At 71.2% G+C, this 20,333-nt stretch carries 15 protein-coding genes, 1 tRNA gene and 1 rRNA gene; 14 read left to right on the top strand and 3 right to left on the bottom strand.

The features are described 5' to 3' along the window. The first annotated feature begins 6 nt into the window (after positions 1–6). From rrf to J7E86_RS28825, 3 genes are all read left to right on the top strand, one after another. Positions 7–123, top strand: a 5S ribosomal RNA gene (rrf, locus tag J7E86_RS28835). Positions 124–256: 133 nt separating this feature from the next. Then, entirely contained in the window at positions 257–925 is a 669-nt protein-coding gene (locus J7E86_RS28830; RefSeq protein WP_215085759.1) for a DegT/DnrJ/EryC1/StrS family aminotransferase, read from the top strand. A 73-nt stretch (positions 926–998) separates the two neighbouring features. After that, a tRNA-Thr gene (locus tag J7E86_RS28825) sits at positions 999–1,074 on the top strand. A 77-nt stretch (positions 1,075–1,151) separates the two neighbouring features. Here J7E86_RS28825 and J7E86_RS28820 read toward each other — a convergent pair. Then, entirely contained in the window at positions 1,152–3,806 is a 2,655-nt protein-coding gene (locus tag J7E86_RS28820) for a SpoIIE family protein phosphatase (protein ID WP_215085758.1), read from the bottom strand. A gap of 212 nt (positions 3,807–4,018) precedes the next feature. On the opposite strand from J7E86_RS28820, the gene J7E86_RS28815 reads away from it, so the two are divergent. From J7E86_RS28815 to J7E86_RS28765, 11 genes are all read left to right on the top strand, one after another. After that, the gene (locus J7E86_RS28815; RefSeq protein ID WP_215085757.1) at positions 4,019–9,547 is read left to right on the top strand and encodes a HAMP domain-containing protein; all 5,529 of its coding nucleotides are present in this window, start codon (positions 4,019–4,021) and stop codon (positions 9,545–9,547) included. Between the two features lie 274 nt (positions 9,548–9,821). Beyond that, on the top strand, positions 9,822–10,502 hold the full coding sequence (locus J7E86_RS28810) for a two-component system response regulator (RefSeq protein WP_215085756.1): 681 nt from the start codon (positions 9,822–9,824) through the stop codon (positions 10,500–10,502). A gap of 104 nt (positions 10,503–10,606) precedes the next feature. Further along, positions 10,607–13,372, top strand: a complete 2,766-nt coding sequence (locus tag J7E86_RS28805; protein WP_215085755.1) for a DNA translocase FtsK — start codon at positions 10,607–10,609, stop codon at positions 13,370–13,372. 226 nt (positions 13,373–13,598) lie between these two features. After that, complete coding sequence (locus tag J7E86_RS28800; protein ID WP_215085754.1) at positions 13,599–14,417, top strand: helix-turn-helix domain-containing protein; 819 nt, start codon at positions 13,599–13,601, stop codon at positions 14,415–14,417. 130 nt (positions 14,418–14,547) lie between these two features. After that, positions 14,548–16,023 (top strand): 30S ribosomal protein S12 methylthiotransferase RimO, encoded by a 1,476-nt coding sequence (gene rimO, locus J7E86_RS28795; RefSeq protein WP_215085753.1) that lies wholly within the window; start codon positions 14,548–14,550, stop codon positions 16,021–16,023. Then, positions 16,020–16,670, top strand: coding sequence for a CDP-diacylglycerol--glycerol-3-phosphate 3-phosphatidyltransferase (gene pgsA / locus J7E86_RS28790; protein WP_215085752.1), 651 nt, complete (start codon positions 16,020–16,022; stop codon positions 16,668–16,670). The genes rimO and pgsA overlap by 4 nt, the downstream gene beginning before the upstream one ends. Further along, on the top strand, positions 16,667–17,206 hold the full coding sequence (locus J7E86_RS28785; RefSeq protein ID WP_215085751.1) for a CinA family protein: 540 nt from the start codon (positions 16,667–16,669) through the stop codon (positions 17,204–17,206). The genes pgsA and J7E86_RS28785 overlap by 4 nt, the downstream gene beginning before the upstream one ends. Before the next feature lie 109 nt (positions 17,207–17,315). Next, entirely contained in the window at positions 17,316–17,699 is a 384-nt protein-coding gene (locus tag J7E86_RS28780) for a helix-turn-helix domain-containing protein (protein ID WP_086566431.1), read from the top strand. A 189-nt stretch (positions 17,700–17,888) separates the two neighbouring features. Then, positions 17,889–18,359, top strand: coding sequence for a Dps family protein (locus J7E86_RS28775; protein WP_215085750.1), 471 nt, complete (start codon positions 17,889–17,891; stop codon positions 18,357–18,359). A gap of 106 nt (positions 18,360–18,465) precedes the next feature. Then, positions 18,466–18,678 (top strand): hypothetical protein, encoded by a 213-nt coding sequence (locus J7E86_RS28770; protein WP_215085749.1) that lies wholly within the window; start codon positions 18,466–18,468, stop codon positions 18,676–18,678. Positions 18,679–18,790: 112 nt separating this feature from the next. Next, on the top strand, positions 18,791–19,066 hold the full coding sequence (locus J7E86_RS28765) for a hypothetical protein (RefSeq protein WP_251019825.1): 276 nt from the start codon (positions 18,791–18,793) through the stop codon (positions 19,064–19,066). A 4-nt stretch (positions 19,067–19,070) separates the two neighbouring features. Here the strand turns inward: J7E86_RS28765 and J7E86_RS28760 are convergent, their stop codons facing one another. After that, a complete protein-coding gene (locus J7E86_RS28760; RefSeq protein WP_215085748.1) occupies positions 19,071–19,874 on the bottom strand; it encodes a DNA-formamidopyrimidine glycosylase family protein in 804 nt (267 codons plus the stop codon). A 49-nt stretch (positions 19,875–19,923) separates the two neighbouring features. Next, positions 19,924–20,333: hypothetical protein (locus J7E86_RS28755; protein WP_215085747.1), on the bottom strand; the 410-nt coding region annotated here is incomplete at its 5' end.

Here is a 20,333-nt window from a genome sequence, read left to right as displayed (position 1 = left end):
TAGAGTTTCGGTGGTCATAGCGTTAGGGAAACGCCCGGTTACATTTCGAACCCGGAAGCTAAGCCTTTCAGCGCCGATGGTACTGCATGGGGGACCGTGTGGGAGAGTAGGACGCCGCCGAACAAATTTTATAAAAAGCTCCGCTATCTGAACTTGCGTTCAGATAGCGGAGCTTTTTTGTTTTCACGATGACCCGTCCGCCATCACTCCCCGTTCACGTCACCCGGGAAACCTCCCCACCATGGGGACAATAGAGATGCTGACGGCAGCGGGTGTGGGCTCGGGCGACGAGGTCGTCGTGCCCTCGTACGCCACGACGGACGCCGCCGAGGCCGTCCGCAGGGCCGGCGCCGTACCCGTGTTCGCCGACATCGACCCGCGGAGCCTCTGCCTCGACCCGGACTCCGTCGCCGCCACCCTCACCCTGCGCACCGCGGCCGTCATGCCCATACACCTCTTCGGCCGCCGGGCCGACCTGGCCGGACTGCGCGCCGTCGCCGAGAAACGTGGCCTCCTGGTCGTCGAGTACGAACCGCCGGAGCCGGCCGACGAGGACGTCAGGAGGCGGCGCGCGAACGCCCAGTACCTGCACGCCCGGCTCAAAGGCGTCGAAACACCGGACACCGCACCGGACACCGAGCACAGCTACCGCTCGTACGTCGTCCGCGTGCCCGGCAACGGACGGCCCGACAGGGACGCCTTCGTGCGCGCCCTGCGCTCGCGCGGCGTACGGTGCCACGTGCCCGTACAGACGCCCGTCCACCGAACCCCCGCGTTCCGGCGCGAATTGTGGCTGGCGGAGACCGAGCGGGCCGCCGACCAATGCCTCGCCCTCCCCGTCGACGCCGGCACGACCCACCGGGAACTCCACCGCGTCGCCGCCGCCTGCAACGCGCTCGGCGGACTGCTGCCCGTAGCCGCCTGAACCGGCGGCCGGCCGACACAGCCCGGCGGTCAAAAGGGCGTGCGAACATCGGGTATGCTTTATCTCGTTGCCGGCCCCAATAGCTCAGTCGGCAGAGCGTCTCCATGGTAAGGAGAAGGTCTACGGTTCGATTCCGTATTGGGGCTCCACAAGAGAAAGGCCCCCGCCTGTTGGCGGGGGCCTTTCTCATTGTCCGGGCCCGCTCCGCACGGGCCCTGATATCGGGTCAGGGCTCCTGGAGCTCGGGGACGCGCATGGCGAGGATGGCCATGTCGTCGGAAGCCGGTTCGGCCGCGAAGCGCTCGACGGCGCGCAGAATACGCGCGGCCACCGCGCCGGCGGTCAGCCCCGTACACGTCGTCAGGACATCCGCCAGCCCGTCGTCGCCCAGCATCCGGCTGCCCTCCCGGCGCTCGGTCACGCCGTCCGTGACACACAGCAGGACGTCACCCGGATCCAGGGTGACCGTCTGCTCGTACAGCTCCAGATCCTCCATCACACCCAGCAGCGGCTGCGGGTCCGCCGCCGCGTCGACCCGGCCGTCCGGGCGCAGCCGCAACGGCAGCGGGTGGCCGGCGCAGACGACCTTCAGGAGCGCGCTGCCGTCCTCCTGAGGCCACAGCTCGCCGTAGAGGAGGGTCAGGAAGCGGCTGCGGGCGCCCTCGTCGAGGATGGCCGCGTTGAGCCGCTCCAAGACCGCCGGACCTCCATAGCCCTCCCGGGCCAGGAGGCGCAGGGCGTGCCGGGCCAGGCCCGTCACGGCGGCCGCCTCCGGGCCCGTACCGCACACGTCGCCGATGGCGAAGCCGTACGCGCCGTCGCGGATCGGGAAGAGGTCGTAGAAGTCGCCGCCGACCTCGTTGCCCTCGCCGGCCGCCCGGTAGATGACGTCCACCTCGACGCCGGGGACGCTCGGCAGCTCCGGAGGCAGCAGACTGCGCTGGAGGGACTGGCTGATGGCCGTGCGCTCGCTGTACAGACGGGAGTTGTCCAGGGCCAGCGCGGCCCGGCGGGAGAGGTCCTCGGCGAGCTCCAGGATCTCCTGGCGGAAGTGGTCGTCGGTGGGCTTGCCGAGCGTGAGCATGCCGATGACGCGGTTGCGGGCCACCAGGGGCAGGACGACGGTCTCGCCGCCGACCGCGGCCGCCGTGGCGAGCGAGGTGCCCGGGCCCGCGGACTGCCGGGCGATGTCGGCGAGACCAAGGCTGCGGAGCGAGCTGCGCAGCGCCGCGGCGTGCGCGGCCTCGGCCGGGGCGGTCCACACCCGGGCACCCGGCGTCGGGACCGGCTCCGGCGGTGCCAGCCTGCCCAGCAGGGTCTTCAGGCCGTCGATGCGGTCCTCGTCCTCGTGCAGGACATAGGACAGCTCCGGCTCCGACGTCGGATCGGCGACGGTGTAGACGGCGCACCACGTGGCGAGGGTCGGGACCGTCATCTGGGCCATCAGAGCCAGGGTCTGGTCCCGGTCAAGGGTGCCGGCGAGCAGGTCGGAAGCCTCGACGAGGAACGACAGCGAGCCGCGCCGCAGGCGTTCGAGCTCATTGAGCCGTGCGCGTTCGACGGCCAGGGCGATGCGGTCGGCGGCGAACTGGAGGCGGAGGGCCTCCTCGTTGCTGTAGCGGCCGGGAGCCTCGGCGGCGACACCGAGCGAGCCGGTCAGGCGCCCCTCGACCTTCAGGGGGACGGTGACGACCGAACGCATGCCGGTGTCCGTCAGCAGCGGGACGGCGCCCGGGATGACGGCGAGGTCCTCGTGGACCGCGGGCATCCGGGCCGAGCCGTACCGGTTCGTGCCGGCCTCCACGGGGACCCGGGCGAAGCGCTGACGGGCCGATGGCAGGCCCGTGGAGGCGCGGACCTCCAGCTCCGTCTCGTCGTCGGTGGCGAGCAGCAGATAGGCGGCGTCGCCGTCGAGCATGTCACGGGCGCGCTCGACCGTGCGCTGGAGGAGGCCGTCGAGGTCGTCGGGGGCCGGGGAGCCGATGAAGACCTCGAAGGGGTCGGTGCTGGTTCGGTCGGCGGTGGTGTCCGTGCCGGAGGAGCGCTGGAGGCTCTGCAGGACGGCGCGCTCGTCCTCCCGTACCAGCAGGCAGACCGTCGAGGGCGCGCCGGCGTTGTCGCGTACACGCAGGTGGGAGGCGTAGACGGGGATGATGCGGCCGTCGGCGCCCCTTATCCCGTACGAGCCCTCCCAGCGCGACAGGCGCAGGGCCTCCGCGATGCCGGTGGAGGTGCCGGGGGTGTGCGGCCAGGCGGCGAAGTCGGCGAGGGGCTTGCCGATCACCTGGTCCGCCGGGAAGCCGAACATCGCGTCGGCGTCGTCGTTCCAGGAGCTGATGCCGCCACCGCGGTCGATCTGGACCACGGCGACCCGTACCCGCGTCTCGGCGACCGGGAGGGCCTCGGCGGGCAGGGCGGGGCCGGCGGAGCGGGTGCCGACGGGCCGGTCGGGAAGGTCCAACTGGAACCAGACCTGCTTGTGGGTGGGGCTGTAATCGACGCCCCAGCGGGTGGCGAGGGCGGCGCAGAGCAGCAGCCCGCGGCCGCCCTCGCGGTCGACGCCGCCGAGCCGGCCCGGGGAGCCCTGCAGCGGCACCTCGCGGTCCGGATAGCGGTCGGCGACCTCGACGCGGATACCGGCGTCCGTCCGCACGCACAGGACATCGGCGGCGGTACCGGCGTGGACGACGGCGTTGGTGACCAGCTCGCTGGTGAGGACGACCGCGTCGTCGATGATGTCGGGACAGCCCCAGCCCTGGAGCGTGTCCCGGACGAAGGCCCGGGCGGAGGCTACCGAGCGTCCGACCGGCTCGAAGGTGGCGGCAGCCCGCGCGGTGATCACAGGTCTCCTCGTGTAGGTCTCGGCGATCTGCTCACCCATGTCGCAGCGCCCCTCCATTGCCCCGGCCGGATGCCAGGTTACTTACCCTCACCGCACGGGCGGAGGCCGGTGCGGGCTGATTCCACCTTGGGAGTGCCCGCGGACCGTGTGCGATGCTGCCGAACTGTTATGGCCTGGCTGGGCCAGGGTGAAACACTGGGAAAGATTGAGACAGCCCGACGAGGATGATCGACCCCTGCGGGAGGGACACGGTGGAGTCTGGCGCAGCGGCGCGGGGCGTGAGCACGCGCGCGAAGGGCGGACGGTCCCGGGCCAATGGGACGACGGAAGTGGACACGGCGGCCCTGAACCGGCTGCTGACGGCGCTCGCGGCGATGCGGGACGGGAACTTCCGCAAGCGGCTGACGGTCTCGGGCGACGGCGTAATGGCCGAGGTCGCGGCGGTCTTCAACGAGGTCGCCGACCGGAACATGCAGCTGACCGGGGAGCTGGCGCGGGTGCGCCGGGTCGTCGGCCGTGAGGGAAAACTCACGGAAAGACTGGAGGTCGGAGCCTGCGAGGGCGCCTGGGCCGCGGCGATCGACGCGTCGAACGCGCTGGTCGACGACCTGGTGCGGCCGGTGTCCGAGGTCGGCCGGGTGCTGTCCGCGGTGGCCGAGGGCGACCTGGAACAGCGGATGGACCTGCGCTCACAGGGGGCGGACGGCGAGGCGCACCCGCTGCGCGGCGAGTTCCTCAAGGTGGGGCGCACGGTCAACGGGCTCGTGGACCAGCTGTCGGCGTTCACCGACGAGGTCACGCGCGTGGCGAGCGAGGTCGGCACCGAGGGCAAGCTCGGCGGACAGGCCCGGGTGCGCGGTATGTCGGGTTCGTGGAAGGACCTCACGGATTCCGTCAACACGATGGCATCGCGGCTCACCGCTCAGGTGCGTGACATCGCTCTCGTGACGACGGCGGTCGCCAAGGGTGATCTCTCCCGCAAGGTCACCGTGCACGTGGCCGGGGAGATGCTGGAGCTGAAGAACACCGTGAACACCATGGTGGACCAGCTCTCCTCCTTCGCCTCCGAGGTGACCCGCGTCGCGCGGGAGGTCGGTACGGAGGGCGAGCTGGGCGGCCAGGCGCAGGTGCCCGGTGTCGCGGGGGTCTGGAAGGACCTGACCGACTCGGTGAACCTGATGGCCGGCAACCTCACGGCCCAGGTGCGGGGCATCGCCCAGGTCACCACGGCGGTGGCCAACGGTGACCTGTCGCAGAAGGTGACGGTCAGCGCGCGCGGCGAGGTCGCGCAGCTGGCTGAGACGATCAACCAGATGACCGAAACCCTGCTGACCTTCGCCGACGAGGTGACGAGGGTGGCCAGCGAGGTCGGCGCCGAGGGACGGCTGGGCGGCCAGGCGCAGGTGCCGGGCGCGGCGGGCACGTGGAAGGACCTCACCGACTCGGTCAACACCGCGTTCCGCAACGTCACCACCCAGGTGCGGGACATCGCGAAGGTGACGACGGCCGTCGCCAACGGCGAACTGGGCCAGAAGGTCACCGTCGACGTCTCCGGCGAGATGCTGGAGCTGAAGAACACCGTCAACACGATGGTGGACCAGCTCTCCGCGTTCGGCGCCGAAGTCACGCGGGTGGCGCGCGAGATCGGTGTCGAGGGTGAGCTGGGCGGCCAGGCGGCGGTACCGGGCGCGGCGGGCACGTGGAAGGACCTCACCGACTCGGTGAACACCGCCTTCCGCAACCTCACCGGGCAGGTGCGCAACATCGCGCAGGTGACCACGGCGGTCGCCAACGGCGACCTCTCGCAGAAGGTCACCGTCGAGGTCTCCGGCGAGATGCTCCAGCTGAAGAACACCGTGAACACCATGGTCGATCAGCTGTCCTCGTTCGCCGACCAGGTCACGCGGATGGCGCGGGACGTGGGCACCGAGGGCCGGCTGGGCGGACAGGCCCGGGTGGACGGCGTCAGCGGCACCTGGAAGGAGCTGACCGACTCGGTCAACTTCATGGCCGGGAACCTGACGTCGCAGGTCCGCCAGATCGCCCAGGTGACGACGGCGGTGGCGCGCGGTGACCTGTCGCAGAAGATCGACGTGGACGCCCGCGGGGAGATCCTGGAGCTGAAGAACACCATCAACACGATGGTCGACCAGCTCTCCGCCTTCGCCGACCAGGTCACCAGGGTCGCCCGTGAGGTGGGTACGGACGGACGGCTCGGGGGCCAGGCGCAGGTGCCGGGTGTGGCCGGCGTGTGGCGTGACCTGACCGACTCCGTCAACGGCATGGCGGGGAACCTGACCGCCCAGGTGCGCAACATCGCCCAGGTGGCCACGGCCGTGGCCCGGGGTGACCTGTCGCAGAAGATCGGCGTGGACGCCCGGGGCGAGATCCTGGAGCTGAAGAACACCCTCAACACGATGGTGGACCAGCTGTCCTCGTTCGCCGACCAGGTCACGCGCGTGGCCCGCGAGGTGGGCACCGAGGGCATCCTGGGCGGCCAGGCGGAGGTCCAGGGCGTCTCCGGCACCTGGAAGGACCTCACCCAGTCCGTCAACTTCATGGCCAACAACCTCACCTCGCAGGTGCGCAACATCGCCGAGGTGACGACGGCGGTGGCCAAGGGCGATCTGTCGAAGAAGATCACGGTCGACGCGAAGGGCGAGATCCTCGAGCTCGTCACGACCGTGAACACCATGGTGGACCAGCTGTCCGACTTCGCCGAGCAGGTGAACCGGGTCGCCCGCGACGTGGGTACCGAAGGCCAGCTGGGCGGTCAGGCGCGGGTGCGGGACGTCACCGGCATCTGGAAGGACCTCAGCGACAACGTCAACTTGATGGCGAACAACCTGACCAGCCAGGTGCGCAACATCTCGCAGGTCGCGAGCGCGGTCGCCAACGGTGACCTCACCAAGAAGGTGACCGTCGAGGCGCGCGGCGAGGTCGCGCAGCTGGCCGACACCGTCAACACGATGGTGACGACGCTGTCGTCCTTCGCGGACGAGGTCACGCGCGTGGCGCGCGAGGTGGGCACCGACGGCATCCTCGGCGGCCAGGCGCGCGTCCTGGGCGTCAGCGGCACGTGGAAGGACCTCACCGAGTCCGTGAACTCGATGGCGTCCAACCTCACCGGTCAGGTCCGCAACATCGCGATGGTGACCACCGCCATCGCCCAGGGCGATCTGACCAAGAAGATCGACATCGACGCGCGGGGCGAGATCCTCCAGCTCAAGACGACCATCAACACCATGGTCGACCAGCTGTCGTCCTTCGCCGACCAGGTGACCCGGGTGGCGCGCGAGGTGGGCACCGAGGGTCAGCTGGGCGGCCAGGCCCGGGTGCGCGACGTCGACGGCACCTGGCGCGACCTCACCGAATCGGTGAACGAGATGGCGGGCAACCTGACCCGTCAGGTGCGGGCCATCGCCGAGGTCGCCACCGCGGTGACCCGCGGCGACCTCAACCTCAAGATCGACGTGGACGCGGCCGGCGAGATCCTGGAGCTCCAGGACAACATCAACACGATGATCGCCAACCTCCGGGAGACCACGCTCGCCAACAAGGAGCAGGACTGGCTCAAGGGCAACCTCGCCCGGATCTCCGGCCTGATGCAGGGCCGCCGCGATCTGGACGACGTCGCCGGGATGATCATGAGCGAGCTGACGCCGGTGGTCTCGGCGCAGCACGGCGCGTTCTTCCTGGCGATGCCGACGGGCAGCCAGGCCGTGGAGGACGAGGACGAGGCGTACGAGCTGCGGATGCTCGGCTCGTACGGCTACTCCATGGGTTCGATGCCCACCTCCTTCCGGCCGGGCGAGACGCTCATCGGCACCGCCGCCCAGGAGAAGCGGACGATCCTGGTGGAGAACGTGCCGCCGGGCTATCTGAAGATCGCCTCCGGGCTGGGGGAGGCGCCGCCGGCCCATGTGATCGTGCTGCCGGTGCTGTTCGAGGGACAGGTCCTCGGGGTCATCGAACTGGCGTCGTTCCAGCCGTTCGCGCAGATCCAGAAGGACTTCCTCAACCAGATCGCCGAGATGATCGGCACGAGCGTCAACACCATCAGCGTCAACACCAAGACGGAGGTGCTGCTCAAGCAGTCGCAGGAGCTGACGGAGCAACTGCGCGAACGGTCGGCGGAGTTGGAGAACCGGCAGAAGGCGCTGGAGATCTCCAACGCCGAGCTGGAGGAGAAGTCCGAGCGGCTGGCCCGCCAGAACCGGGACATCGAGGTGAAGAACACCGAGATCGAGGAGGCCCGGCAGGTGCTGGAGGAGCGCGCCGAGCAGCTCGCGGTCTCCATGCGCTACAAGTCCGAGTTCCTCGCCAACATGTCGCACGAGCTGCGCACGCCGCTCAACTCGCTGCTGATCCTGGCGAAGCTGCTCGCCGACAACGCCGACGGCAACCTCTCGCCGAAGCAGGTGGAGTTCGCCGAGACGATCCACGGCGCGGGTTCGGACCTGCTCCAGCTGATCAACGACATCCTGGACCTGTCGAAGGTCGAGGCGGGCAAGATGGACGTCAGCCCGACGCGGATCGCGCTGGTCCAGCTGGTCGACTATGTGGAGGCCACCTTCCGGCCGCTGACGGCGGAGAAGGGGCTCGACTTCTCCGTACGGGTCTCGCCGGAGCTGCCGGCCACGCTGCACACCGATGAGCAGCGGCTGCTCCAGGTGCTGCGCAACCTGCTGTCGAACGCGGTGAAGTTCACCGACACGGGCGCCGTCGAGCTGGTCATCCGGCCGGCCGGCGGGGACGTGCCGGACACCATCCGCGAGCAGCTCCTGGAGGCCGGTTCGCTGCACGATGCGGACGGCGACGTGATCGCCTTCTCGGTCACGGACACCGGCATCGGCATCGCGGCGAGCAAGATGCGGGTGATCTTCGAGGCGTTCAAGCAGGCGGACGGTACGACCAGCCGCAAGTACGGCGGCACGGGCCTCGGGCTGTCGATCAGCCGGGAGATCGCGCGGCTGCTCGGCGGTGAGATCCACGCGGCGAGCGAGCCGGGCCGGGGTTCCACCTTCACCCTCTATCTGCCGCTGAACGCCGGTGAACTGCCGCCCCAGGGCTACCCGCAGCTCGCGCCGGGCGGTCACGGGCCGGCGCCCTCGGAGCTGCCGCGCGGGCTCGGGGACGGGACCGACCGCACCGATCATGGCGGGGGTCACTTCGCCGGGCACGGGATGGGCGAGCACCACGGGCGGGGCGCCGCCGGGCTGTTCCTGCGGCGCCAGCGGGCCGCGCAGGCCGCGGCGCAGTGGCCGTCCCAGGCCGCACCAGGGCCCCAGGCGCTGCCCTCGCCGTCGGCCGTGCCGCCGGAGAACCTGTGGCCGGACGAGAGCGCCGGTGACGCTGAGCGACCGTCGGCCCACGGGTTCGGCAACGGCTTCAGCGGGGCCTTCAACGGCGAGAAGGTGCTGATCGTCGACGACGACATCCGCAATGTCTTCGCGCTCACGAGCGTTCTGGAGCAGCACGGTCTGTCGGTGCTCTACGCGGAGAACGGCCGGGAGGGCATCGAGGTCCTGGAGCAGCACGACGACGTCGTGGTGGTCCTCATGGACATCATGATGCCGGAGATGGACGGCTACGCCACGACGGCCGCGATCCGCAGGATGCCGCAGTTCGCGGGCCTGCCCATCATCGCCCTCACCGCGAAGGCGATGAAGGGCGACCGGGAGAAGAGCATCGACGCCGGGGCGTCGGACTATGTCACCAAACCAGTCGATACGGATCATCTGCTGACGGTGATGGAGCAGTGGATGCGCGCCGAGTGACGGACAGCCGGATGGTTTCTGACCATCCGTTGACTGACTGTGGCCGATGACGTGTGGGAGACCGGGATTCGGGGAACCTTCTGGTCTCCCACTACGTTTCTGCTACGTGCACAGTGACATCGCGGTGACAGGGTGTGGCGACCGGCAGGGTGCGGCTACCATGACCGGCACAAGGACGGGCGGCGCAAGGGAGTCGTCCCCTGGGGCGGCGCCCGGTGCCTCCCCCGGCTCCTGGAGCCGGGGAGACCCCAAGCCGGGACGAGGAGGACGGGGCATGGTTCAGAAGGCCAAGATCCTCCTGGTCGATGACCGGCCGGAAAATCTGCTGGCGCTGGAGGCGATCCTCTCGGCGCTCGATCAGACACTGGTGCGGGCATCGTCAGGGGAGGAAGCGCTCAAGGCGCTGCTGACGGACGATTTCGCGGTGATCCTGCTGGACGTCCAGATGCCCGGCATGGACGGATTCGAGACCGCCGCGCACATCAAGCGGCGGGAGCGGACGCGGGACATCCCGATCATCTTCCTCACCGCCATCAACCACGGCCCGCACCACACCTTCCGCGGCTATGCCGCGGGCGCGGTGGACTACATCTCCAAGCCCTTCGACCCGTGGGTGCTGCGCGCCAAGGTCTCCGTGTTCGTCGAGCTGTACATGAAGAACTGCCAGCTGCGGGAGCAGGCCGCCCTGTTGAGGCTGCAGCTGGAGAACGGGCAGGGGCGCGGCGGCACGGCCACCGCCCAGGAGCCCGCCGGGCTGCTCGCCGAGCTCTCCGCCCGCCTCGCCGCCGTGGAGGAGCAGGCCGAGGCCCTCACCAAGCAACTGGACGAGTCCGCGGACGCGGCCGCCGTCGCCACCGCCGCCCACCTGGAGCGCAAGCTCACCGGACTGCGGCGGGCGCTGGACGCCCTGGAGCCCGGGACGGGCGGCGCCGGTCCGCTTCCCTCGCCCAGCTGACTCCCTGACGGCGCGTCACCCTTGGCGCGACCGGACCACGACACGAATGGGTGAACGCCGGGGCCCAGGTGTCCCTCGCGTCCGACGGCGGTAATCTCGGCTCCATGGCCTCACGTACGTCCGGCAAGGGTGCCCAGAGCACGGCGGGCACCTCCAAGCAGCACGCCGGGCGCCCGGGGAGCGCCGCCAAGAAGGCGCCCGCGAAGAAGGCGTCGGCGAAGTCCCCGGGCCGCGCGCCCGCCCGCAAGGCCCCCGCCCGGAAGCCGGCGGCCAAGGCGGCACCCCGGCGGGCGGCGGCCCCCGCACCCGGTGGCGTCCGCCGCGTCGCCCGCGGCCTGGCCCACGGTGTCGGCGCCCTGTTCCGCGGGGTCGGACGCGGCGCGAAGAACCTCGACCCGGCGCACCGCAAGGACGGCCTCGCGCTGCTCCTGCTGGGCCTCGCCCTCATCGTCGCCGCCGGCACCTGGTCCAGCCTGGAGGGCCCGGTCGGCGAGCTGGTGACGATGCTCGTGACCGGTGCCTTCGGCCGCCTCGACCTGGTCGTGCCGATACTGCTCGGCACCATCGCGATCCGCCTCTTCCGCCACCCCGAGCGCCCGGAGGCCAACGGACGGATCGTCATCGGCCTCTCGGCGCTGGTCATCGGGATCCTCGGGCAGGTCCACGTGGCCTGCGGCTCGCCCGCCCGGGACGGGGGCTCGCAGGCCCTGCAGGACGCCGGCGGCCTGATCGGCTGGGCCGCCGCCAAGCCCCTCATCGTCACGGTCGGCGAGGTCCTGGCGGTGCCGCTGCTGGTGCTGCTGACGATCTTCGGACTGCTGGTGGTCACGGCGACCCCCGTCAACGCGATCCCGCGGCGGCTGAGGGAGCTCGGCATCCGGCTCGGGGTCATCGAGCCGCATCCCGGCGAGTACGAGCCGGAGGCCGCGGGGGACTACGCGGAGTACGGCGAGGAGTGGCGCGAGGCGCCCGCCAGGCGCCCCCGGCGCGCATCGGTGCACCCGGCCCCCGGCGAGGGCGCCGGCCCGGACGCCGAGGACGAGGCGCCCGCCAGGCGCCGCAAGCCGCGCCGCGCGGCCGGACAGCCCGTACAGCCGCCCGCCGACCGGGAACCGGACGCGGTGGACCTGGCGGCCGCGGCGGCCGCGTCCCTCGACGGCGCCCTGCTGCACGGCGTGCCTCCCACCCCGCTCGTCGCCGGGCTCAGCAGTGGCATCTCACCGGAGGGCGAACAGCCGGGCGCCGTGCCGGCCGCGCGCGGCACGCAGCGGCAGCGAGCGGCGGGCGGGGCGGGGGTGCCCGACCTCACCAAGGGCGTCCCGGATCTCACCAGGCCCGCCCCCGAGGCGTCGCCGGGGCTGCCCGCGCGGGCCGAGCAGCTCCAGCTCTCGGGCGACATCACCTACGCGCTGCCGTCGCTGGACCTCCTGGAGCGCGGCGGGCCGGGAAAGGCCCGCAGCGCCGCCAACGACGCGATAGTGGCCGCCCTGACCAATGTCTTCGCGGAGTTCAAGGTCGACGCCGCCGTCACCGGCTTCACCCGCGGCCCGACGGTCACCCGGTACGAGGTGGAGCTCGGCCCGGCCGTCAAGGTCGAGCGGATCACCGCCCTCGCCAAGAACATCGCCTACGCCGTCGCCAGCCCGGACGTACGGATCATCAGCCCGATCCCCGGCAAGTCCGCCGTCGGCATCGAGATCCCCAACACCGACCGCGAGATGGTCAACCTCGGCGACGTGCTGCGGCTGGCGGACGCGGCCGGCGACGAGCACCCGATGCTCGTGGCGCTCGGCAAGGACGTCGAGGGCGGCTATGTGATGTCCAACCTGACGAAGATGCCGCACATCCTCGTCGCCGGCGCCACCGGCTCCGGAAAGTCCTCCTGCATCAACTGCCTCATCACCTCGGTGATGCTCCGGGCCACGCCCGACGACGTGCGGATGGTGCTGGTCGACCCCAAGCGCGTCGAGCTGACCGCCTACGAGGGCATCCCGCACCTGATCACGCCGATCATCACCAACCCCAAGCGCGCCGCCGAGGCCCTGCAGTGGGTCGTGCGCGAGATGGACCTGCGCTACGACGACCTGGCCGCGTACGGCTTCCGGCACATCGACGACTTCAACGCCGCCGTGCGCGGGGGCAAGGTCGAGCCGCCGCGGGGCAGCGAGCGCGAGCTCACCCCCTACCCGTACCTGCTGGTCATCGTGGACGAGCTGGCCGACCTGATGATGGTCGCGCCGCGCGACGTCGAGGACTCCATCGTCCGCATCACCCAGCTGGCGCGCGCCGCCGGCATCCACCTGGTGCTCGCCACCCAGCGGCCGTCCGTCGACGTGGTCACCGGTCTGATCAAGGCGAACGTGCCCTCGCGGCTCGCGTTCGCGACGTCCTCGCTCGCCGACAGCCGGGTCATCCTCGACCAGCCGGGGGCGGAGAAGCTGATCGGCAAGGGCGACAGCCTCTACCTGCCGATGGGCGCGAGCAAGCCGGTCCGCATGCAGGGCGCCTTCGTGACGGAGGCCGAGGTCGCGGCCGTGGTACAGCACTGCAAGGACCAGATGGCGCCGGTCTTCCGTGACGACGTCACCGTGGGCACCGCCAAGAAGAAGGAGATCGACGAGGACATCGGCGACGACCTCGATCTCCTGTGCCAGGCGGCCGAGCTGGTCGTCTCCACCCAGTTCGGCTCGACCTCGATGCTGCAGCGGAAATTGCGTGTGGGATTCGCGAAGGCGGGCAGACTCATGGACCTGATGGAGTCGCGGAACATCGTGGGTCCGAGCGAGGGTTCCAAGGCGCGAGACGTGCTGGTCAAGCCCGATGAGCTGGATGCGGTGCTCGCGGTGATCCGCGGGGACGCACAGCCGTAGCCTTACCCGGGGTCCGCCCCGAGACACCCCCGTACGAGGTGCGTGGCCGACCGTTTCTCCCGGCAGTGTGCCCAGTTGAGGAAAGGGGGGCGGGCCGATGTCCCACCGTCGGCGCCGTAGAACCATCTGATGGCCTACAAAGTCCGGCTTTCCGCTTGCCCGACGCTTTCGTATCCCCCCTAGACTGAACCTCCAGCAGGTGGCTGCACGCTCGAAAGGCGCCCACGTGTCCATCGGCAACTCTCCCGCGGACGACGTTCCCGCGGATGACCGGCCGTCCGTCGGCCGGGCCCTCCAGCAGGCCCGTATCAGCGCCGGACTGACTGTTGACGAGATCAGTTCGACCACCCGAGTACGCATTCCGATCGTCCATGCGATCGAACAGGACGACTTCTCGCGTTGCGGCGGCCATGTGTACGCCCGGGGGCACATCCGCGTGCTGGCGCAGACCGTCGGCCTGGACGCCACCGAGCTGCTCGCCCAGTACGCCGCGGAGCACGGCGGGCGCCCCTCGCCGACCCCGGCGGCGCCGCTGTTCGAGGCCGAGCGGATCCGCCCCGAGCCCCGGCGGCCCAACTGGACGGCCGCGATGGTCGCGGCGATCGTGGCGGTCGTGGGCTTCGTCGGCTTCACCCTCTTCAACGGCGGGACCAAGAGCTCCGGAGGCTCCGTCGCGGCGGAGTCGCCATCCGCCAAGCCGCCCGCCTCCCCGAAGAAGGTCCCCGGCAAGCCCGCCGACCCCAAGCCGGAGCAGTCCGCGAGCGCCATCGCCGGCGTGCCCGCCAACAAGGTCACGGTCAAGCTCACCGCCGAGGACGGCCAGACCTGGATGTCCGCCAAGGATCACAACGGCAAGCTGCTGGAGGAGGGCGTGCTCAAGCAGGGCGACTCCAAGACCTTCACCGACAGCAAGCGGATCGATCTCGTCCTGGGCAACGCCGGGGTCGTACAGCTGTTCGTGAACGGCAAGGAGGTCAAGAACCTCGGCGACGACGGGCAGGTCCAGCGCCTGAGCTACACCAAGGGAGACCCTGTGGCGGGTTGACCGGCGGGTGCGGGCGGGTGTGCGAAAACACCGCCCGGCACGCCGCCAGGTGACCGTTTTGTCCCGGCCTCCCGGTGCTGGTGTGCACTCGGCAACGGATGAGGGCTCGGGACAAAGTAGGCTGAGCCCTATGCCCGAACGCCGTACCGTCGCTCTTGTCACACTTGGCTGCGCCCGTAACGAGGTGGACTCGGAGGAGCTGGCAGGCCGCTTGGCGGCGGACGGCTGGGACCTCGTCGAGAACGCCGCCGATGCCGATGTGGCCGTCGTCAACACCTGTGGTTTCGTCGAGGCCGCCAAGAAGGACTCCGTCGACGCCCTCCTCGAGGCCAATGACCTCAAGGACCAGGCCCGTACCCAGGCCGTCGTGGCCGTCGGCTGCATGGCCGAGCGGTACGGCAAGGAGCTCGCCGAAGCGCTGCCCGAGGCCGACGGCGTGCTCGGCTTCGACGACTACGCCGACATCTCCGACCGCCTCCAGACCATCCTCTCGGGCGGCGTCCACGCCTCCCACACCCCGCGCGACCGGCGCAAGCTGCTGCCGATCAGCCCGGCCGCGCGGCAGAGCGCCGACGTGGCCCTGCCCGGCCACGCGCAGGACACCCCGCCGGCGGACCTCCCCGAGGGCCTCGCACCGGCCTCCGGGCCGCGCGCGCCCCTGCGCCGGCGCCTGGGCACCAGCCCCGTCGCCTCGGTGAAGCTCGCCTCCGGCTGCGACCGGCGCTGCTCCTTCTGCGCCATCCCCTCCTTCCGCGGCTCCTTCATCTCCCGCCGCCCCTCCGACGTGCTGGGCGAGACGCGCTGGCTCGCGGAGCAGGGCGTGAAGGAGATCATGCTCGTCTCCGAGAACAACACCTCGTACGGCAAGGACCTCGGCGACATCCGCCTGCTGGAGACGCTGCTGCCGGACCTCGCGGCCGTGGACGGCCTGGAGCGTGTCCGGGTCAGCTACCTCCAGCCCGCGGAGATGCGGCCGGGGCTGATCGACGTGCTGACGTCGACGGAGAAGATCGCACCCTACTTCGACCTGTCCTTCCAGCACTCCGCGCCCGCCGTGCTGCGCGCGATGCGCCGCTTCGGCGACACCGACCGCTTCCTGGAGCTGCTCGACCAGATCCGGGCCAAGGCCCCGCAGGCCGGCGCCCGCTCCAACTTCATCGTCGGCTTCCCCGGTGAGACCGAGGACGACGTCGCCGAGCTGGAGCGCTTCCTGGTCGGCGCGCGGCTGGACGCGATCGGCGTCTTCGGCTACTCCGACGAGGACGGCACCGAGGCGGCCACGTACGAGGACAAGCTCGACCCCGACGTCGTCGCCGAGCGGCTGGAGCGCGTCTCGCGGCTGGCCGAGGAGCTGACCGCCCAGCGTGCGGAGGAGCGCCTCGGAGAGACCATTGAGGTACTGGTCGACCGCGTGGACGAGGAGGACGGCGTGATCGGCCGGGCCGCTCACCAGGCGCCGGAGACCGACGGCCAGGTGATCCTCACCACGGACGAGGAGTTCGCACCCGGCCGCATGGTCGTGGCCAAGGTGGTGGCGACCGAGGGAGTGGACCTCATCGCCGAGCCGCTGGGCGACGGAGGATGTACCGAGGAGGCGGGCAGATGACCGGAGTCCCGGCCTCCGCCGCAGGGGGTCACGCCCCGGCGGCGGCCGTGCGGCCACCGGCCGGGTTGTGGAACATCGCCAATATCCTCACCATGGTGCGGCTGCTCCTCGTGCCCGGGTTCGTCCTGTTGATGCTTCATAACGGCGGGTACGATCCGGCCTGGCGCTCCTTCGCCTGGGCCGCGTTCGCCGTCGCCATGATCACCGACCTCTTCGACGGCCATCTGGCCCGGATGTACAACCTGGTCACCGACTTCGGCAAGATCGCCGACCCGATCGCCGACAAGGCGATCATGGGCGCCGCGCTGATCTGTCTGTCCGCCCTGGACGAGCTGCCGTGGTGGGTGACCGGCGTGATCCTCTTCCGCGAGGTCGGCATCACGCTGATGCGGTTCTGGGTGATCAGGCACGGGGTCATCCCGGCCAGCCGTGGCGGCAAGATGAAGACCCTGGCCCAGGGCATCGGCGTGGGGATGTACATCCTGGCGCTCACCGGAGCCTTGGCCACCACACGCTTCTGGGTGATGGCCGTGGCCGTCGCGTTGACCGTGCTCACCGGGCTCGACTACGTGCGGCAGGCCGTGGTGCTGCGCCGGGCCGGGCTGGCCGCGCGGCGCGAGGGCGCGGGTCGGGAACCCGTGCGATGAGCGCGGCGAAGGGCGCGGGCAGCCCGGCCGGGACGGCCGCGGCGGTCCTCGCGGCCCTGGTGGAGCGCGGGGCGACCGTGGCCGCCGCCGAGTCGCTGACCGGCGGCTTGGTCGCGGCCGAGCTGACCGCGGCACCGGGAGCCTCCCGCTCGGTGCGGGGTTCGGTCACCGCGTACGCCACCGAGGTCAAGTGCGACGTCCTGGGCGTGGACGCCGGGCTGCTCGCGGAGCGCGGGGCGGTCGACCCGGACGTCGCCGGGCAGATGGCGCGGGGCGTACGGAAGGTGCTGGGCGCCGACTGGGGGATCGCCACGACGGGCGTCGCCGGGCCGGACGAGCAGGACGGCAAGCCCGTTGGCACGGTCTTCGTCGCGGTGGCGGGTCCGGGTGGCGCCGCGGCGGTCGACGAGCTGTCCTTGAACGGTGGCAGGACGAAGATCCGGGCGGAAAGCGTACAAGCCGTGCTGGAACTACTCCTGAGCGAACTGACAGAGAACGCGGGCGCAAAGGATACGGAACACAACGGGGGGAATTGATGTTTGCAGCCCTGAGTGAACACGACATAGCTCCCCGCACGCCTGGAGTCCGAGGCGGTACGGTGGGGCGTGAAGGATCCGGATTCGCGGTCCAAGGAGGGAGCCACCGATGATTTTGCTCCGTCGCCTGCTGGGTGACGTGCTGCGTCGGCAGCGCCAGCGCCAGGGCCGCACTCTGCGCGAGGTCTCCTCTTCCGCCCGGGTCTCGCTCGGTTACCTCTCCGAGGTCGAGCGGGGGCAGAAAGAGGCGTCCTCCGAGCTTCTCTCCGCAATCTGCGACGCTCTGGACGTACGGATGTCCGAGGTCATGCGCGAGGTGAGTGATGAATTGTCGCTCGCCGAGCTGGCGCAGTCGGCGGCGGCGAGCGAGCCGGTACCCGCGCCGATGCGGCCCATGTTCAATTCGGTGTCCGTGACATCCGTGACGGGCGTGCCGGGGGAGCGAGTCACCATCAAGGCTCCCGCGGAGGCAGTGGACGTCGTCGCGGCCTGACGCGGTCCGGACCGGCGTCGTTCGGCCCGATCGCTCGGCACAGTCCCGAAAACAGTCGTTTCCCCACCCGGATCCCGGTCAGAAGACTGACCGGGATCCTGGCGTTTCCGGCCCCATCGGCACCTTTGTGCCATGGTGGAGAAACAGGGATCAAACCGAACGGACTGGACAGTCGAACAGGAGATGCGGATGTCTGTCGTGAAGAGCCCGCTGTCCGAGCAGGACCGGAAGACCGTCGGCGACGCCCTGCAGGGCGCCCTCGTCGACCTGGTCGACCTCTCGCTCGTGGCCAAGCAGGTCCACTGGACCGTGGTGGGGCCACGCTTCCGCTCGGTGCACCTCCAGCTCGACGACGTCGTCGCCAGTGCCCGCACCCACGCCGACACGGTCGCCGAGCGCGCCTCGGCGCTCGGGGTGGCACCCGACGGGCGGGCCGAGACCGTCGCCAAGACCAGCGGAATCGACACGGTCGGGGACGGCTGGAACAAGGACACCGGAGCCGTGCAGACCATGGTCAACGCGCTCGGCTCCGTGATCACCCGGATGCGCGAGCGCATCCGTTCCACCGAGCAGCCCGACCCGGTCACCCAGGACATCCTGATCGGCCTGACGGGCGACCTGGAGAAGCACCACTGGATGTTCCAGGCGGAGAACGCCTGAGCCGCCCGCCGTCGCGGCAGGCGATCCCCCGGACCCGATGGGTCCGGGGGATCCGTCATGAGGTGCTCCGGTGGCGGTGACGCCCCCGGCGCGCTCTCCTGGGTGCATGGACGAGCACCCCGTGATCCGCCTCACCAACGAGCTGATGGCGGTCTCGGACCTCGACCAGGCGACGGCCGGCGCCTTCGTGCGCAGGGTGTTCCAGGAGGGCACCCACGAGGGCGAGCAGCGGCTGATCGTCGAACTGCACCGGCGCGACCGCACCATCGCGGAGCTGGAGCGGGAACTGGCCCGGCTGCGGGACGGATCGCCCGGCTGAGGAGCGCGCGCCACCGGGGCGCGTACGGGCGTCATGGGCGCCCCCGACGGCCACCGGTGCGTTCTCCCGCGGTGCGGGGCAGCCGATCTACCGTCGGCCGAAGGAGGCAGCCATGGTCCGGCGTGACGTGCGGTGCCGCCGCCGGCCGGCCGGGCGGGCCCGTTCCGGCCGCTGGGTGGCGGCGCTCCTGCTCGGCGGCGCCTGGTGGTGGGCCGTGCTGCGGGCGCTGGCACAGCCGGAGCGGACCGGGCCCGTGGAGGCGCTGGTCGTCGCGGGAGGCTGGGGCCTGAGCCTGCTGCCCGTGCACTGCGTGCCCTGGCGGCGTACGGCCGGCCGGGGGGTCGCCCGGTTCGTCGGGGCGGTCGTACGCCGGCGTCGGCGCGTGTGACGCTTCACCCGGCCGGGCCAGTGGGCCCCGGCTGGCAGCGCGGGCACCAGTAGGTGGGGCGCTCCTGTCCGGTCCTGCCCTGGTCCGCGACGCGCACGGTGGTGCCGCAGCGACGGCAGGGACGGCTCGCGCGCCCGTACACCCACAGGTGGTGATCGGCGCGGGTGTCGGCCGTGGTGATGCGGGCGGGCCTGGCCTTGTTGACCTCCAGGAGCTTCTTGGCGAGGGCCGGCAGCCGCTCGGGCGCGGGCAGCTCCGAGACGGGGAGCCAGGGGGAGACGCGCAGCATGAAGCACAGTTCGGACTTGTAGACATTGCCGACGCCGGCGAGGTTGCGCTGGTCGAGCAGGGCCTCGCCGACGGGGCGCGCGGGGTCGGCCAGCAGCCGGCGCAGCGCCTCGTCGGGGTCCCAGTCGGGCCCGAGGAGGTCGGGGCCCAGGTGGCCGACGACGGTGCTCTCGTCGGCGGTGCGCAGCAGGTCCAGGACGGGCAGGCGGTAGCCGACGGCCGCGTAGGAGGCGTTGGCGAGCACGGCGCGGATCTGGTGCTGGGGGCCGCCGCGCCACGGCTCACCGGGGGCGTAGACGCGCCAGGAGCCGTCCATCTGGAGGTGCGAGTGGAGGCTGAGGCCGCCCTCGATACGGGTGAGCAGGTGCTTGCCGCGCGGGACGACCTCGGTGACGTGCCGGCCGGTGAGGTCGACGGTGGCGAGCTTGGGCACGCGCAGGTCGCTGAGGGTCAGCGGCTCTCCCGCCAGGGCTCGGTGGAGGCGGTGGGCGGTCCGCCAGACGGTGTCTCCTTCGGGCATGCCGACCATGATGCCGCCGGTACGGGCCCGAGCGCCCGGCGGCGCCCGGTCAGGGGGCGCGCAGCCGCAGGCCGCGGGGTGTGGCGTGGAAGCCCGCCGTCTCCAGGAGGGCGCCCAGCGGGGAGGAGAGCGCGGGCGAGCCGTTGATCCGCTCGACGGTGACCGTGCCCAGGGCGCCCGCGCGGGCCGCCTCCGCCAGGGCCGCCGCCGCCTCACGGAGCCCGGCGTCGGTAGCGGTGGGGGCCTCCGCCCCTTCCTCCTGCGGCCAGGCGAGGAGGGTCTTCCCGCCGCGCTCCATGTACAGCGCCAGGGAACCGTCGACGAGCACCACGAGGGAGCCGGCCTTGCGCCCGGGCTTGTGGGACGCGCCGGCCGGCGGCTCCGGCCAGGGAAGGGCGGCGCCGTAGGCGTTGGCGGGATCGGCCGCGGCCAGCACGACGGCCCGGCGGCGGGCGGGCG

Source organism: Streptomyces sp. ISL-11, from assembly GCF_018614525.1.
In the GTDB taxonomy this organism is placed as follows: domain Bacteria; phylum Actinomycetota; class Actinomycetes; order Streptomycetales; family Streptomycetaceae; genus Streptomyces.
The sequence above is the reverse complement of the archived record's forward strand: the minus strand, read 5'-3'. Positions and strand labels throughout refer to the sequence as shown.

Bases quoted from the DNA above. Each gene is read 5' to 3' on its own strand.
- J7E86_RS28830 (WP_215085759.1), top strand. From the start codon at position 257: ATGCTGACGGCAGCGGGTGTGGGCTCGGGCGACGAGGTCGTCGTGCCC.
- J7E86_RS28820 (WP_215085758.1), bottom strand. From the start codon at position 3,806: ATGGGTGAGCAGATCGCCGAGACCTACACGAGGAGACCTGTGATCACC.
- J7E86_RS28810 (WP_215085756.1), top strand. From the start codon at position 9,822: ATGGTTCAGAAGGCCAAGATCCTCCTGGTCGATGACCGGCCGGAAAAT.
- J7E86_RS28805 (WP_215085755.1), top strand. From the start codon at position 10,607: ATGGCCTCACGTACGTCCGGCAAGGGTGCCCAGAGCACGGCGGGCACC.
- rimO (WP_215085753.1), top strand. From the start codon at position 14,548: ATGCCCGAACGCCGTACCGTCGCTCTTGTCACACTTGGCTGCGCCCGT.
- pgsA (WP_215085752.1), top strand. From the start codon at position 16,020: ATGACCGGAGTCCCGGCCTCCGCCGCAGGGGGTCACGCCCCGGCGGCG.
- J7E86_RS28785 (WP_215085751.1), top strand. From the start codon at position 16,667: ATGAGCGCGGCGAAGGGCGCGGGCAGCCCGGCCGGGACGGCCGCGGCG.
- J7E86_RS28780 (WP_086566431.1), top strand. From the start codon at position 17,316: ATGATTTTGCTCCGTCGCCTGCTGGGTGACGTGCTGCGTCGGCAGCGC.
- J7E86_RS28775 (WP_215085750.1), top strand. From the start codon at position 17,889: ATGTCTGTCGTGAAGAGCCCGCTGTCCGAGCAGGACCGGAAGACCGTC.
- J7E86_RS28770 (WP_215085749.1), top strand. From the start codon at position 18,466: ATGGACGAGCACCCCGTGATCCGCCTCACCAACGAGCTGATGGCGGTC.
- J7E86_RS28765 (WP_251019825.1), top strand. From the start codon at position 18,791: ATGGTCCGGCGTGACGTGCGGTGCCGCCGCCGGCCGGCCGGGCGGGCC.
- J7E86_RS28760 (WP_215085748.1), bottom strand. From the start codon at position 19,874: ATGCCCGAAGGAGACACCGTCTGGCGGACCGCCCACCGCCTCCACCGA.